At 41.7% G+C, this 15316-nt stretch carries 16 protein-coding genes; 6 read left to right on the plus strand and 10 right to left on the minus strand.

All coding sequences use genetic code 11. The features are described from left to right. Positions 1-84: 84 nt before the first annotated feature. Complete coding sequence (locus BK820_RS11630; RefSeq protein WP_071321016.1) at positions 85-837, minus strand: putative sodium/potassium/calcium exchanger; 753 nt, start codon at positions 835-837, stop codon at positions 85-87. A gap of 382 nt (positions 838-1219) precedes the next feature. Beyond that, positions 1220-2023, minus strand: a complete 804-nt coding sequence (locus BK820_RS11635) for a hypothetical protein (protein WP_071321017.1) — start codon at positions 2021-2023, stop codon at positions 1220-1222. A gap of 184 nt (positions 2024-2207) precedes the next feature. Here BK820_RS11635 and metG point away from each other — a divergent pair, with 184 nt between their 5' ends. From metG to BK820_RS11655, 4 genes are all read left to right on the plus strand, one after another. Further along, positions 2208-4265 (plus strand): methionine--tRNA ligase, encoded by a 2058-nt coding sequence (gene metG / locus BK820_RS11640; protein WP_071321018.1) that lies wholly within the window; start codon positions 2208-2210, stop codon positions 4263-4265. Between the two features lie 138 nt (positions 4266-4403). Beyond that, positions 4404-4760, plus strand: a complete 357-nt coding sequence (locus BK820_RS11645) for a hypothetical protein (RefSeq protein WP_004814739.1) — start codon at positions 4404-4406, stop codon at positions 4758-4760. Positions 4761-5058: 298 nt separating this feature from the next. Next, positions 5059-6030, plus strand: coding sequence for an MBL fold metallo-hydrolase (locus BK820_RS11650; RefSeq protein ID WP_071321019.1), 972 nt, complete (start codon positions 5059-5061; stop codon positions 6028-6030). 449 nt (positions 6031-6479) lie between these two features. Then, complete coding sequence (locus tag BK820_RS11655) at positions 6480-7667, plus strand: ammonium transporter (protein WP_071321020.1); 1188 nt, start codon at positions 6480-6482, stop codon at positions 7665-7667. Between the two features lie 66 nt (positions 7668-7733). On the opposite strand, the gene BK820_RS11660 is transcribed toward BK820_RS11655, so the two are convergent. Both BK820_RS11660 and BK820_RS11665 read right to left on the minus strand, forming a co-directional pair. Then, positions 7734-8357 (minus strand): LysE family translocator, encoded by a 624-nt coding sequence (locus BK820_RS11660; RefSeq protein ID WP_071321021.1) that lies wholly within the window; start codon positions 8355-8357, stop codon positions 7734-7736. A gap of 111 nt (positions 8358-8468) precedes the next feature. Then, the gene (locus BK820_RS11665; protein WP_004814732.1) at positions 8469-8648 is read right to left on the minus strand and encodes an NF038215 family lipoprotein; all 180 of its coding nucleotides are present in this window, start codon (positions 8646-8648) and stop codon (positions 8469-8471) included. 176 nt (positions 8649-8824) lie between these two features. Here BK820_RS11665 and BK820_RS11670 point away from each other — a divergent pair, with 176 nt between their 5' ends. Continuing rightward, positions 8825-9700, plus strand: coding sequence for a 1-aminocyclopropane-1-carboxylate deaminase/D-cysteine desulfhydrase (locus tag BK820_RS11670; protein WP_071321022.1), 876 nt, complete (start codon positions 8825-8827; stop codon positions 9698-9700). On the opposite strand, the gene BK820_RS11675 is transcribed toward BK820_RS11670, so the two are convergent. Beyond that, the gene (locus BK820_RS11675) at positions 9697-10023 is read right to left on the minus strand and encodes a DUF4870 family protein (protein ID WP_071321023.1); all 327 of its coding nucleotides are present in this window, start codon (positions 10021-10023) and stop codon (positions 9697-9699) included. The two genes, BK820_RS11670 and BK820_RS11675, sit on opposite strands and share 4 nt — an antisense overlap. A 184-nt stretch (positions 10024-10207) precedes the next feature. On the opposite strand from BK820_RS11675, the gene BK820_RS11680 reads away from it, so the two are divergent. Continuing rightward, positions 10208-11407: a BaiN/RdsA family NAD(P)/FAD-dependent oxidoreductase gene (locus BK820_RS11680; protein WP_071321024.1), complete on the plus strand. Its 1200-nt coding sequence runs from the start codon at positions 10208-10210 to the stop codon at positions 11405-11407. 30 nt (positions 11408-11437) lie between these two features. On the opposite strand, the gene BK820_RS15510 is transcribed toward BK820_RS11680, so the two are convergent. From BK820_RS15510 to eutC, 5 genes are all read right to left on the minus strand, one after another. Next, complete coding sequence (locus BK820_RS15510) at positions 11438-11590, minus strand: hypothetical protein (protein ID WP_004814723.1); 153 nt, start codon at positions 11588-11590, stop codon at positions 11438-11440. Positions 11591-11714: 124 nt separating this feature from the next. Next, positions 11715-11882 carry a hypothetical protein gene (locus tag BK820_RS15515; protein ID WP_004814722.1) on the minus strand — a complete coding sequence of 56 codons (168 nt, stop codon included), beginning with the start codon at positions 11880-11882 and terminating at the stop codon, positions 11715-11717. Between the two features lie 68 nt (positions 11883-11950). After that, entirely contained in the window at positions 11951-13780 is a 1830-nt protein-coding gene (locus BK820_RS11685; protein ID WP_004891720.1) for a mechanosensitive ion channel, read from the minus strand. 204 nt (positions 13781-13984) lie between these two features. Next, entirely contained in the window at positions 13985-14359 is a 375-nt protein-coding gene (locus BK820_RS11690) for a hypothetical protein (RefSeq protein ID WP_004814718.1), read from the minus strand. A gap of 134 nt (positions 14360-14493) precedes the next feature. Continuing rightward, positions 14494-15312 carry an ethanolamine ammonia-lyase subunit EutC gene (gene eutC / locus BK820_RS11695; protein ID WP_071321025.1) on the minus strand — a complete coding sequence of 273 codons (819 nt, stop codon included), beginning with the start codon at positions 15310-15312 and terminating at the stop codon, positions 14494-14496. Between the last annotated feature and the right edge of the window lie 4 nt (positions 15313-15316).

Genomic DNA, 15316 nt, shown 5'->3' on the forward strand with positions numbered 1-15316 from the left:
CAAAATTATTTACAGGCTCTAAGAGTCTGATTAGATTCAGCCACCTCAACCCTGTTATGGTTGAAGTGGCAGTGCGATCAAAGCTTATTTATGATTTTTATTGTGTTCGGACTTGTCTTGCTGGTCCTTGGTGTTTTTGCCTTGATCCTGTTTAGACTGGTCTGCATCAGATTCTGAATCCTTATCTTTGGCAGCCTCTTTTTTATCAGACGTATTCTCCTTAGAGGTGTCATCTTTAGCGTCTTGATCTTTAGATGAATTCTCTTTCATTTTAGTCATCGTATCGGTGGCCATCTGTTTCAGCTCAGCCAGTTTGACAGAAGCTTCATTCACCAATTCAGTAATCTTCTGTTTGGTATCATCAAACTTATGTAAGGCTTCATCTTTTAGATGCGTCATACGATCCTGCTGATCTTGACCATTATTGCCATGTTGCTGGTCTGATTTTTCATCTTTATGCGCAGCCTGTTTGGAATCATCTGTATCATCATTCTGCTTGACTTCAGACTTGCCATTTTTTAGCTCATTCAGAATCTTTTCGCCTTTCTGTAATAGCTCTTCACCAATAGCAATCGCCTTGGCTTTTAAGTCATCCATCTTGGTCGTTTCATTTTTTTTATCTGATTGCTCACTATCTGAGTCTTTAGCACTCTGCTTTTCAGATTTATTATCCGACCCGTTCTTCTGAGCCTCTAATACTTCCTGATGTTCTTGTTTGTGCTGCTTGTCGATCTCGTTTTGCTTTTGCTCTTTTTCAATTTGATCATGCATTTCACGTGCATGTTGCTGTTTATCTTGGTTCTGCTTAGAAGTACTTGTCTGGTTATTCTGAGTCATGAGTACCCTCCTTAGGTAAGTCATATAAGTTATCAGACAATTATTTAGCATAAAGCAGAGAATGAATCGGGTGAATTAAGCAAACTGCAACAAAGCCTGTACATGTTGTTGCTGATCATTGCATCAGATAGCACAAACCTTACGATCTTAAATTTTCATCACTACCCTGGACGAGATTGTGCTCTGTATTTTGAAGATTCTATTTATCTTATTTCTTGCACCATCGGTTAGTATTTTACTGTCATCATGACATCGTATTTCCTTTAGCCTGCCTACTCAAATACTGTCATAGCTTGATTTTTCAAGCTAAAGGATGCTTATGATCGATCTACATTAAACGTTTATAGAATGAATAAAACTAAAGGTATCAAACGACCTTAGTTTAAGCACGCACGGTACTCATAAAACTTACTACCGAGAACAACCAGATGAACAGGATAAAACTGCGCGCTTGAGTGAAATGTGCCACATCTGTACCATGCAAAATGTTGTGGCGTGTTGAAGTGACGTTCGAACTAGAATCCATTTTATAAGCAGCCAGTTCTGCAAAGTATGGATTCAATTCTGCAGCGATTTTAGATTTATGCCATAGACTCTTAATTTCATTGCCCTTTAAACCGGGAACGATTTTATAGACATCGACAAACTTGGTGCCGTTTTGCTTTAAAAAACCTTGTTGGATTAAGACGTCGGTGAGTAAACCTTCAAGCTGTGCATAGAGCAAAGGTACACAACCTGCATAACAGCCCAATTTATACATTTTAAAGGCTTCAACAATCACGGGACGGCGTAAGGCTTTATGGGCTTCATCTATTTGCATCGCATCAAAAGCAGTCAGTACGTCTTTTTGGAAGTCTTCACTATTGATGACATCGAGTAGGTTAAAGGCTTTAACATCTTCATGACGATGGATCTGTTGCCAAAAATGCATCAGATTTAAGGCATCATTGGCCACTTTTGAACCGACAGGTTGATCAAGCTGATCGGCAAGCACTTCAAAATAAGCATCTTGCTTGGCTAGTTCACGCAAATGATTAACTAAGAAGGTGTGTTCACCTTGCGAAACCTGATCTAAATAGCTTTGCGCATCTTCAAGGATACGTTTGCCTAAAGTCTGTTGCTTGATATTCGATTTAATCCGTCTGACTGGTTGATCATCTTCAAAATCATCATAATCGTCATACATAGTCAAGCACTCAAGCAAATGGCGGATAGGCTATTATCCCTGATAATCCTGCCATAAAGTAGCATTTCATTGAGGTGCAACTTTGTTATTAAAAAAGAATTCACCAAAAGCCTTATGCAAGTCATGTCTATCTCATGTAAAATTACCGCCCATTGCATAAAATACGAATGAGAGAGTCAGATCCGTGCGTAATATCTTAGTCACTAACGCCCTTCCATACGCCAATGGCCCGATCCATATGGGTCACCTACTCGGTTATATCCAAGCTGATATTTGGGTACGTGCGATGCGTGCAATGGGTCATAACGTGACTTATGTATGTGCGGATGATGCGCATGGTACGGCGATTATGCTGCGTGCTGAAGCCAATGGCATTACCCCTGAACAGCAAATTGCCAACGTTCAAAAAGAACACGAACGTGACTTTGCTGGCTTTAAAGTGGACTTTGACCACTACGACTCAACCAATAGTGCAGAAAACCAGGCTCGTGCATCTGAGATTTATATCAAGAACCGTGAAGCGGGCAACATTGCAGTTCGCCCTGTAACGCAATTGTTTGACCCTGAAAAAGGCATGTTCTTGTCGGATCGTTTCATTAAAGGCACCTGCCCGAAATGTAAAGCGGAAGATCAATACGGCGATTCATGCGAAGTGTGTGGCACGACCTACAACGCAACTGAACTGCTCAATCCAAAATCGACCTTAAGCGGTGCGACACCTGTCGAGAAATCTTCAGATCACTATTTCTTTAAACTGCCTAACTTTGGTGAATACCTACAAAAATGGACACGTGACCAAGGTCGTTTACCTGTATCCATTGCCAATAAGTTAGATGAATGGTTTGAAGCAGGTTTGTCGGATTGGGATATTTCTCGTGATGCACCTTACTTTGGTTTTGAAATTCCAGATGCACCAAACAAATATTTCTATGTTTGGGTCGATGCGCCTATCGGCTATATGTCGAGCTTTGAAAATTACATCAAGACCAAACGTCCTGACTTAAGCTTTGACGATTACTGGAAAAAAGATTCTCAAAATGAGGTGTATCACTTCATTGGTAAAGACATTGTTTATTTCCACGCGTTGTTCTGGCCTGCCATGCTTGAAGGTGCAAACTACCGCACGCCTACAAGCTTATTTGTTAATGGCTTCTTGACTGTAAACGGTCAGAAAATGTCTAAATCTCGTGGCACATTCATTAAAGCTGAAACCTATTTAGAGCATTTAAACCCTGAATACTTACGTTACTACTTCGCATCTAAACTTTCTGACAAAGTTGAAGATTCTGACTTAAATCTTGATGATTTCGTTCAGAAAGTAAACTCTGACTTAGTTGGTAAAGTCGTAAACATCGCAAGTCGTTGTGCGAAGTTTATTAACACGAAATTTGACAATAAACTTTCTGCAACGTGTGCAGAGCCTGAATTGGTGCAAAGCTTTATCGATGCAGGTGATTCAATCGCGGCAGCATACGAAGCGCGTGAATTCTCAACAGCAATTCGTGAAATCATGGCGCTTGCGGATAAAGCGAATCAATATATCGATGAGAAAAAGCCTTGGGCTTTAGCGAAAATTGAAGGCGAAGAACAACAAGTTCATGACGTATGTTCTGTGGGTATTAACTTATTCCGTCAATTGGCGGTTTACCTTGCACCTGTACTTCCTACATTGGCAGAACAAGTTCAAGCATTCTTGCAGTTAGACAGCTTTAACTTTGAATCTCGTAAGCAAGTGTTAGTGAGTCATGAAATTGCATTGTTCCAACCGTTAATGCAACGTGTTGATCCAAAAGCTGTGGCTGCTATGGTGGATGCATCTAAAGATTCTTTAGCTGCACCTGCCGAAGCACCAAAAGCTGAAAAGAAAAAAGAGAAAGCCAAAGAGAAGAAAGCTGAGCCTAAAGTCGGTGAAGCGGAAATCATTGGCATTGAAGACTTTATGAAAGTTGACCTTCGTGTAGCGGAAGTATTAGACGCTGCAACGGTTGAAGGTTCCGATAAACTTCTTCAACTCACTTTAAATGTCGGTGAAGCTGAGCCACGTAATGTATTTAGTGGTATTCGTGAGTTCTATCAACCTGAAGATCTGAAAGGTAAACTAGTGGTGATGGTTGCGAACCTTGCACCACGTAAGATGCGTTTTGGTATTTCAAACGGTATGGTACTCGCTGCGGGTAATGGCGAAGGTGTTTGGGTGATTTCACCTGAATCTGGTGCTAAACCGGGTGATAAAGTGTCTTAAGATGTAGGTCTTAAATAAAAAGCCTCTACTAATGTAGGGGCTTTTTTATATCATTTATATAATTTATTTTCTTGTTTTAAAAAAATATATCGATAAAATCAAAGCGCTTTTTATTTTTTATAACTATTCGGGGTAAGCATGAAAAAATTACTAGTTTCAGTTCTAGCGATGTCAACAATTGCATTTACAGGCTGTTCAGTTCGTATGGCGGATATGACCGTAGCTTCTACAAAGAACTATAACTTGAACTCAAACCAATTTGTGAAAGGTCAACGTGTCACAGGTGAAGATAAGGTTCCGGTAGTTTTATTCCCATTAGGTATTCCTAACTTCAAAACAGCGGTAGATCGTGCAATTGAAAAGGATCGTTGTGCTGTGGCTTTATCTGATGTTGTTATTACTCAATTGAATCAAGCATTTATTGTGGGTCAGATTGGTTACCGTGTTGAAGGCACTCAAGTAATTGACCGTTCACAACCAGAATGTAAAAAATAATTTTTGGTTGAGAAAGAGAGCCTCTACGATGTAGGGGCTTTTTTGTTTTTGGGATTTCCCTCACCCCGACCCTCTCCCATAGGGAGAGGGAGAATCCATTATTAAATCAATATTGGAATGTTACCTTACGAAGTTGCATTTCTCATCCGTCAAAACTAAAGTAAATAGTATATAACCTTCATCTCAACCTTATTTCTGAGCCATATGTGGCGCAAGAAAAAGAGCTTTCAAAAAATTTTAAAATTTATATCTAAGTATGATAAAAAATATCCATCCCTTTAAAACTTATAAGAACCCCATGAAAACATTTACCCCCCTATTCCTCGCACTCGCCCTAAGCACTGTAGTGCTCAACTCTCAAGCGGCTGAACCAACTACCATCCCAACGCAAAAACAAGTGGCTGGCTACTACCATCACCAAATCGGCAACACTCAAATCACCGCCCTGCTCGATGGCACAAACTACTTAAACCCTGCGCTATTTAAAGGCTTAAGTGACAGCGAAAAAACGGGCATTCTCAAAAAATACGCTGCCATCAACGACAAAGGCATACAAACCTCAGTCAATGCTTTTTTAATCAATACAGGCAACCAGCTACTCATGGTCGACAGCGGTGCTGCAAGCTGCTTTGGCGCACATTTGGGTTCAATCTATAACAACCTCAAAGCATCGGGATATCAGCCTGAGCAAGTGAATAGCATCTTCCTGACCCATTTACACCCTGACCATGTCTGTGGCATCTCAAATAACGGTGTAGCAAATTACCCAAATGCCACACTGCATATTTCCATAACCGAATATGACTACTGGCTCAGTCCAAATACCGTCAAGAAATTACCCAAAGAAAACCAAGAGAAATTTTTAGGCACAGTTGAGAAAATTAAAGCCGCACTTGCACCCTATGAAAAAGCCAAAAGGATTAAAGTCTTTTCAGATAAAGCTTTGAGCTTTGGGGATATTCAATTTAAGCCATCTTTCGGTCATACCCCAGGGCATTATAGCTTTAAACTAAAAACCGACGCTCAAGAAGTGGTATTTATTGGCGACATCGTGCATTCACATACCTTGCAGTTTGATGTGCCAAAAACAGCGGTAGATTTTGATATAGACCCTAAGGTAGCAGTCGAAACACGTCTTAAACATTTTGCTGAATATGCCAAAGCGGGTCAGTTGATTGCTGCACCGCATTTACCTTTCCCCGGGATTGGGCATATCTATTCAAAAGATGGTCAAAGCTATCAGTGGATACCGGTACACTTTAAAGATTAATTGAATACTGTGATTGCAATATTCAGCTATGAAACCCTAAGCTTTTAGGGTTTCATTTATTTTATAAACACCTAACCAACAAGTATTAAAGATCTTAGACTCAGAAATCACGTTTAGATTGAGAGTTAAAATCTACTACTTCACTTAACTTTTTAAATTTTTTCTTAAAAATTGCTTCACATTCATTGTGCACCTTTAGCACTCATTTTTAGCATTCAATTGAGTCCGATAAATCTAAATATTTAAAAATCAGGTATAAATTTTAAATTTATCTTCTCTTGTAGTGTATTAGTTTGGTGCAGACAAATCACATTATGCCTTATATCGAGTCTTATTAATTTCAATAAATTCTTCATCAAAATTTCCCTTGCTAGTGCCTCTTTTAGAATCAGTTTGCCTCTATATACTGGGTTTCTTTTGTGATTCTACGCACTAAATTGGAACGCACCATGCAAAATATAGACTTATTATTTCTCCTTCTCGGTGCAGTTCTAGTACTTGCCATGCATGCAGGATTTGCTTTTCTGGAACTTGGAACAGTTCGACATAAGAATCAGGTCAATGCCTTAAGTAAAATTCTAACTGACTTTGCCATCTCTGCAATCGCATACTTTTTAGTGGGTTACTATATTGCCTATGGACAGCATTTTTTCCATGATGCCAATACCTTAGCAGCTGATCATGGCTATAACCTGATGCGCTGTTTCTTCCTGCTTACCTTTGCTGCAGCCATTCCAGCGATTATCTCTGGTGGTATTGCTGAACGGGCCAAAATGCGCTCGCAGGCTTTAGCAACGTTATTTCTGGTTGCCCTGATCTATCCGTTTTTTGAAGGCATGATCTGGAATGGTAACTTTGGTTTCCAGGACTGGTTGGCTCAGGCATTTGGTGCCAGCTTTCATGATTTCGCGGGTTCAGTGGTGGTGCATGCCATGGGTGGCTGGATCGCACTGGCTGCGGTAATTCTGCTTGGTGCACGTCATGGCCGCTATAAAAACGATGGCCGGATTACAGCACATCCGCCTTCATCGATTCCATTTTTGGCTTTAGGTTCATGGATTTTAATTGTCGGCTGGTTTGGTTTTAATGTCATGAGTGCCCAGCGCCTCGATGCCATTTCTGGACTGGTCGCCATCAATTCTTTAATGGCAATGGTCGGTGGAACAATTGCAGCCAAAATGGCAGGTAAAGATGACCCGGGCTTTCTGCATAATGGGCCATTAGCCGGCTTGGTAGCGATCTGTGCAGGCTCAGATGTGGTACATCCATTGGGTGCGCTTTTTATCGGCATCAGCGCAGGCGTGATTTTTGTGAAACTGTTTACGTATACCCAAAATAAACTCAAAGTGGATGACGTGCTTGGCGTCTGGCCTTTGCATGGTGTATGCGGAGCTTTTGGGGGTCTTGCTGTAGGTATCTTCGGTCAGCAATGGTTGGGAGGCATGGGTGGTGTTTCTTTAATTTCACAGCTAGTTGGTACAGTTCTCGCCATTATTGTGGCTTTGGCAGGTGGCTTTCTGGTCTATGGCCTGCTCAAAGTATGGATTGGTATTCGTCTCACCCGGGAAGAAGAATTTACAGGTGCAGACCTGTCCATTCACCGTATTTCTGCGAATTCTGAAGAAAATATTTTTTAATGCTCTCGTAAAAAAGCCCCTATTTCACAGGGGCTTTTTTATCTATAGCGGAGCTTATAGAAATAATTACTTCATACCAAAAATCAACTTTAAACCGAGTACAGTCATTACCGCACCTGCAGCACGATCAAAACCTGCTTTGAATTTTAAATACACACGACGTGGCTTTTCTGCAGACAAGGCAACTGCCACCAAAGAACACCATCCTGCATCAATAAAGAAACATAGGACCGGAAGCACGACATAGAAATAGGCCGGAATTTCTTTAGGTAAAAGTGCAGTAAAAATACTGGCTAATACAATGGCAATTTTGGGGTTAGATAATTGAGTGATCAAGCCTGTGGTATAAGCACGACGCAGTGACATCTGGGTATTGCTGTTTTCATCGGCACTAATCGGCTCTTTGGCATGTTTGATAATTTTAAATGCCAGCCAGAGCAAATAGATCCCACCACAGATTTTTAAAGCCAGATAGGCAGACGGCACAGCCAGTAAAAATGCCTGTAAGCCTAGAACTGCGAGCAGACCAAAAACGGCGGCACCTGTACCGGTTCCTAATGCCGTAAACAGGCCATGCTTGCGCGAAATAGCAATTGAATTTTTTGCCACATAAATCGATGTCGGCCCAGGGCTCATTGCGCCTAACATTAATGCAAAGGCAATTGAGCCCAAAATCCAGAATGATTCCACAACACAACCCGGTTAAATCTTGATTGCGCTATTCTAAGCAAAATGCAGCACGAATGCTGCATTTTTATAGTGAAAAATCTTAACTTTATCTAATAAATATTCAGTTTAAGTTTACTGAAGCTCTTGGGCGATAAATTGCGGTTTAGACAAATGATAGTCGTGATCATGTACCGGCATTCCGCCTATGATCATGGTTCTGACTTCAGTTTTCGGTTTATTCATTTTGTCATTATCACAGCCAGCCAGACTGGACAGAAGTAACGCAAGCACAACATAGGATAGATGTTTCATTTGCTACCCTCCTGACAGATTCCCTTAACTTTAGATTAGCATTTTATGTCTGTTTTTTATTCAATTATTTTGTGACAAGCTGCATCATTCAAGAGTGCAGTTAGAATAGGAATAAAGTCACTTTCGGGTACGCTTAACTTGGTTATACTGTTGCCGTTCTCACTTTTAAGATTGCCATGTTTGATTCGATTGCCCAGCAATTCATAGACCAAACCCTGAATGTACACGGTATGCAACTAACCATACGTCGGTTGGATCTGGTGCATCCACAGATTTCGGGCAACAAGTTTTTTAAGCTGAAATATAATTTTCTGCAAGCACAACAACAAGAGTTTAAAAAGTTGCTGACTTTTGGCGGTGCTTATTCAAATCATATTGCAGCGACGGCATTTGCGGCACATCAGTTTGGTTTTGAAAGTATCGGCATTATTCGTGGTGAAGAACTTAAAGAAAAACCCTTAAATCCTACCTTAAAGACCGCGCAAGACTTTGGCATGCAGTTGCATTTTGTCAGCCGTGAAGATTATCGACGTAAACAGCAACCCGATTTTTTGGCAGAATTACAGCAGCAGTTTCCAGATCATTACGTGATTCCTGAAGGGGGTACCAATACGCTTGCTATTCAAGGCTGTCAGGAAATTTTAAAACCTGAAGATCGACAGTTTGATGTGATCTGTTCTGCAGTGGGTACAGGCGGTACAATTACAGGACTGATTGAAGCCAGTCAAAATCATCAACATGTTTTAGGTTTTTCTGCACTGAAAGGGACATTCTTAACAGAAGATGTCGCCAAACTGACCAGCAAGAAAAACTGGCAGATTATGGATAACTATTGCTGTGGTGGTTATGCCAAAACTACAGCTGAACTGATTCAGTTTATTCAGAACTTTGAAGCTGAATACGGTATTCCTCTAGAACAGATTTATACCGGGAAAATGCTGATGGGCCTGACTGAGCTGATTGCAAAGGGTTATTTCCCTGCTGGATCAAAGCTATTGGTCATTCATACCGGAGGCATGCAAGGCAAAATCCCTGAGCTGTATACAAATTAAACCGGATTAATCGGCTCATTATTATTTAAAGCCATCAAACCTTTGGCCAGACGGTAAATGTGCCAGATAAACACTATAAACAGAATCCCGAATCCAATCAGAATCGTGGTTAATAAGCCACCGATCAGATAACCGATTAAACTGACCCTGAAGGTTCGAATCTGCCAGTCGCTATGACTTTCCAGCCAGGTGCCGCGCATTTCATTGCGTTTCAGATAGTTCATAATAATGGCAACAATCGGCGTCAGGCCAACAAAGAAGCCCAGAATATACAGAATATAAGTGATCAGATTATATTGTTTTAATTGTTCGATATTCGCCATCAGTCTTTCTCCCTGGGCTTTCTATCCTCATGTATAAAACTATAGAAGCAGCTTTTCAGTATTTCAAATCAGTTGTGATGAATGTCTGATGAATATCTGTAATTCGATTTGCTTCAGGATGAATAGAGAAAGCTGAAATAAAATTGTCTATAATGCTTTCCTTTTCTTCTCCCTTGAGTGTGTCATGTCTTCCAAGCAATACGATGTTCTAGTCATAGGTGCAGGTGCGTCAGGTTTAATGACAGCATATATGGCTGCGCAACGTGGTCGTCGTGTTGTCGTGGTTGAAAAGGCCAATAAGGTCGGTAAAAAGATCCTAATGTCTGGTGGTGGGAAATGTAACTTCACCAACCTGTACGTCGAGCCGGAAAATTTTATCTCGCATAACCCACATTTTGTTATTTCAGCCCTGACCCGTTATACCAATTGGGATTTCATTGGTATGGTATGCGAGTACGGTATTGAATATGAAGAGCGTAAGCATGGGCAGCTGTTTACGCTGAATGGCGCCAAAGAAATTCTGGCAATGCTGCTGTCTGAATGTGATAAGACCGGTCTGGTCGACATTAAAACCAGTTGTGAAGTCAAAGCAGTCAACGCGGTAGATAATCAAGGTTTCCAGGTTGCAACGTCCTTGGGATATTTTGAAGTTGAATCTGTAGTGGTGGCTTCCGGTGGCCTGTCAATTCCGACACTGGGTGGTTCTGGTATTGGCTATGAGATTGCCAAGCAATTTGGGCACTATATCTATCCGACCCGTGCCGGTCTAGTGCCATTTACCTTCTCGGATAATTTTAAAGAAGTTACGACGCGCTTAAGTGGTAATGCGGTAGAAGCAACTTTATCCAATGAGCTGAACAGCTTTACTGAAGCCCTGCTGTTTACCCATCGTGGCCTAAGTGGTCCAAGTTCGTTGCAATTGTCTAACTACTGGGACGTGGGTCAAAGCTTTAAGGTCGATTTCCTGCCAAGTGTGGATCTGTTTGATTTCTTCAAATCCAGAAAACAAAGCCAGCCAAAAGTCTTGTTACGGACCCTACTCACCGAGCACTTACCCAAAAGTGTGGTACTGGAATTACAGAATCTGATCTGGACTGAGGTTACAGAAACCTCGATTGGCAATATCAGTGACGATAAACTGGAACAGATCGCCAAACGTTTGCACAGCTTTGAAGTGAAACCATCAGGCACCGAAGGCTATCGTACTGCCGAAGTAACGCTAGGGGGTGTAGATACGACTGAAGTTTCTTCCAAGACCATGGAAAGCAAGAAACAAAAAGGTTTGTTCTTTGTCGGTGAAATTCTGGATGTTACCGGACATCTGGGTGGATTTAATTTCCAATGGGCATGGTCATCGGCGCATGCCGCATCAGAATATGTTTAATTTATAAATACTCTAAAGTCAGTCTCAAGTTCACTCTAGATAGTCTGTTTTAAACAGCTTAAGATTGGCCGTATTTTCAAGACGGTCAATCGTCAGCTGCATTTTTCGGCCGGCTTCTTGCAGATAATATGGTGCTGCATTTGCAGTAGAGCTAATAAATTTAGACTGTTTTAATTTCCACATATTGTTGATCTCCTTTGTCTTTATATTATTAATGCAATAAGAATACCAAAATTAATTTAGTATTCATTTGAATATTCTATATTTTCAACATGACAATTCTATTTCAACGAATTAACAGGATTTTTCAGTTAAATTCGTCTGTATCCGGTATATTCTTTTCCAGCGCTTGTTCAGAGCGCTTATCTGCTTTGCTCTTAACAAAGATAAATCTATAGGCAGCAGTAAAAAAGCCAATCGTAATTCCTGCAATCACTAAAGGTGCTAGAACTTTATTCGGTTTTTTTGCATTCATTCATTTTTCCTCATGACTGAACAAAATCGACCACTTAAGCGTGGCCGATTTTATTTGATTGGAACAGGTTAATTCAGGTCATCTTTCTTTGGACGACTATCGACATTCGGTTCGTCTTCACCTGTAGAGCCAAATGGATTATTAGCTGGTGGATGAGTTGGATCGACGTCGAGTGAGTCCGGTACAGCCTGATCTATATCTGGAGTAACCTGATCAATACCCGATGCTTCATCATCCTGCGGTGCAGTAGTAAGTGATGCAGGGGTACTATTCGATAAGTCCGTACGCATTGGCGCATTGTCATCATTCTGACCTGGAGTAGGCACGATACTCGCTCCTGTTGTAGTAGCTGGTTCAGTCGCAGAAGTCGCACTACCTGAACCAAAAGCTGAAGTCATGATATCAGTATCTTTTTTCAAGGGATTTGGTTCTTTGCCTTCACGTTTGGCTTTATCAATCAAATCCGTCAGAACACGTTCTGCCGGCTGACGACCACCAAGACCGAATGCCAGAGCAAAAGCCACTGCTACTGCGCCCAGAGTCAGACCGAATGCAAGGTTTACAATCGAATCGGCAATGCCCATTGCGCGTAAGCCCATTGCAACTACCAGACCCATAATCAGGACACGAACCAGATTGGCTAACCAGCGTGAACTGTTATATTCACCGCGCTGCACTACATTCGCAACCACATTTGCCAGCCAGAAGCCAACCACCAGAATCACTGCGCCGAGCAGGATGTTCGCACCGAAGTAAATGAACATCGCAATCAGGCTACTTACCTGTTCAAAGCCAAGACGGTTCGCCGCTTCAGACACAGCAAACAGCATAGTGAACAGAATGATCAGGACGCCCACGACATGCGAAATTTTAGTGGTACCTAGGAAACGTTGTAAGTCTAGCTTGGCCGGAACTTCATCTACACCCGTACCTGCCAGAACTTCAGTAACCAGCTTCGCGACCAGTTTCGATACGACATAAGCCAGAATCAGAATCAGGGCTGCGGCAATGATATTTGGAATGGCATTCATTACCTCATACAACATCGCGGTTGCAGGTTGTGAAATCGCCTCAATACCGAGAGCTTCAAAAGCGATGATCAGCGCTGTAATAATAATCACAGCAAAGATGAAGGAACCAATTACTTGAGGAACATTAGAGTTCTTGAAGATGCCAACTTTTTCTGCCTGTTGCTGTACATTCAGACTACGCAATAAACCTTCTACAATGCCACGGATGATTTTCGCCAGAATATAGCCGACAAAAACAATCACACCGGCAATAAAGATATTAGGCAGATAACCAACCACATCATTGACCATGTTCTGAACTGGATACAGCAGACCGCTTAAACCCAGAATCGAGAGTACGATAGGCAGGAATAACAACAGAATCAGCCAGTAAATAATTTCACTGATATTCTCACTCAGTGGCTTTACACCAACTTCTGAACTGAGTTTTTCATCCAGTTGAGTGCGGTCAAGCAGCTTCTGTAGTCCCACCTTGACCAGATTGGCAACAATCCAGCCAATGAATCCGACAGCAATCGCAGCAAGCAATTGAGGGATAAACAGCAGGAAGCGCTGAATCATGTTACTGAACGGTCCACTGACATTGGTCAGATTCAGTACATTCAGTGCACCAATAACTGCCATAATCAGGATTAACCAGAAGACAATTCTTGTGATGATATTTTCAATATTGGAACGATGGCCAGTCGCATGGTTTAGCCGCTCATTGGTGCCAAGCTTTTGCAGGATTTTTTTTACGCCTGCAGAGACCAGCAATGCAATAACCCAGCCTATCAGCAGGATCGCCACTGCACTTAATATGGGATGAAACTGTTCCCAATAGTACATGGCATCATAACCGCCTGGGCCTCTCATATATTCATTCATGTTGTCATGCCCTCTATGGTTTTACTTTATTTATAAGTATTTACAGACTTCTTTTTTGGAAAGTTGTAAAGCCGTCTGTTATGCATTATTCACATTAGAATTGGAGCTTTTTTTATTCAATTGAGAAATGCACAACTACAACAAATCCGCACATTAGATTGCAAAAAAGCCCTGATTCTTAACCAGGGCTTTTTAAGAGGGTGCTTACTGACCAGCACCTCGACTAGATCCTTCTGAGTCGGTTGCTATACCAACATCCATACCTCCCGCTGTATCTTCTGCGGTGGCTTCAGTCGTACCAGTAACACCACTTAAGTTCGCAGGCTGATTCAGATCCTGACTACGCCCTTCCTCTGACTGAGCTGGGGTCGTATTGTTCATGGTTGCTGGTTGAGCTTGCGGATTTGGATGACCCGGAGGTGCTTCTTCTGGTGAAGGCTTAATATCGGCAAACATATAAAGTAGCAATGCCAGCAGGAAGACACCTACTAAAATTAAAATATAGACAGGAATTCTTTTCTTCTGCCGTGTATCTTCATCATAGCCTGAAGGTGGTGTTTTGTTGAAATCATTAGCCATAACCATCCTCACTGTTTTTTATTCATGTGTGGATTTCATCATAACAAGTTGATTTTTTAACTTGTGTGACAAAAATAAGTGAGATGGTGACGGCGTGTAAGTCTGTAACAGCGTAGAAGTTTCTACACTATTGGTTATTTAAATAATCCTTTGCCTGGCTCATGCCGAACTTCAACCAATGTTTCATGTTCATCTTTTAGCTGTACGCCCGAAAGCTGCAATGCACAGGATTTTTGCATGAGTGCGATTAAGCGTTGGATCGCCAGCGGATAGGACAGACCTGCCGGACGAACATTGGAGATACAGTTTCTGAGTGCATCATGGCAGCCTTTAAAAGCATTATAAGTATAATAAATTCCCATACTATCCGGAGAACTCAACCCTGGGCGTTCACCAATGAGCATCACCAGCATTTTGGCTTTTAAAATTTCTGCAACCTCATCTCCCAGTGCGACACGGCTACCCCGGGCAATAATTACAGGAGCTAACCTCCAGCCTTGTACTTTGCAAGCTTCTACCAAAGCAGGAATAAAGTGTGGTGTATTTTCTTCAATAGCACGTGCAGATAGTCCATCTCCCGCGACAATCACCACATCCCAAGTGTCATGATGTTCATTCCGGTATTGCTGTAACATCATTTTAGATTCATGAGACATGATACGGCCCAAATCGGGGCGTTTTAAATAGAAATCCTTTTCCACTGCCTGGCTTTCAATGTCTAAAATCGTTAGACCAGTCCTGCTTAGACTTGCTTTAAGTTGGTCAGCAGCAAGTGATTTAAGCACAGCATCTTTGGCTTGGGCATGTGCCAGCTGAAACTCCAGACTTGGTCGGGTTGGTAAACTGCCACCTGCCCGGCCTAAGGCTATACGCGCATCGGTATAGGCTTTGAGCTGTTGCCAGGGATTGTCTTGCAGCTGTGACTGAAATTGCACATCAGGAACCAGTTTCATCATC

It is taken from the genome of Acinetobacter sp. LCT-H3 (assembly GCF_001866125.1).
GTDB lineage: Bacteria > Pseudomonadota > Gammaproteobacteria > Pseudomonadales > Moraxellaceae > Acinetobacter > Acinetobacter schindleri.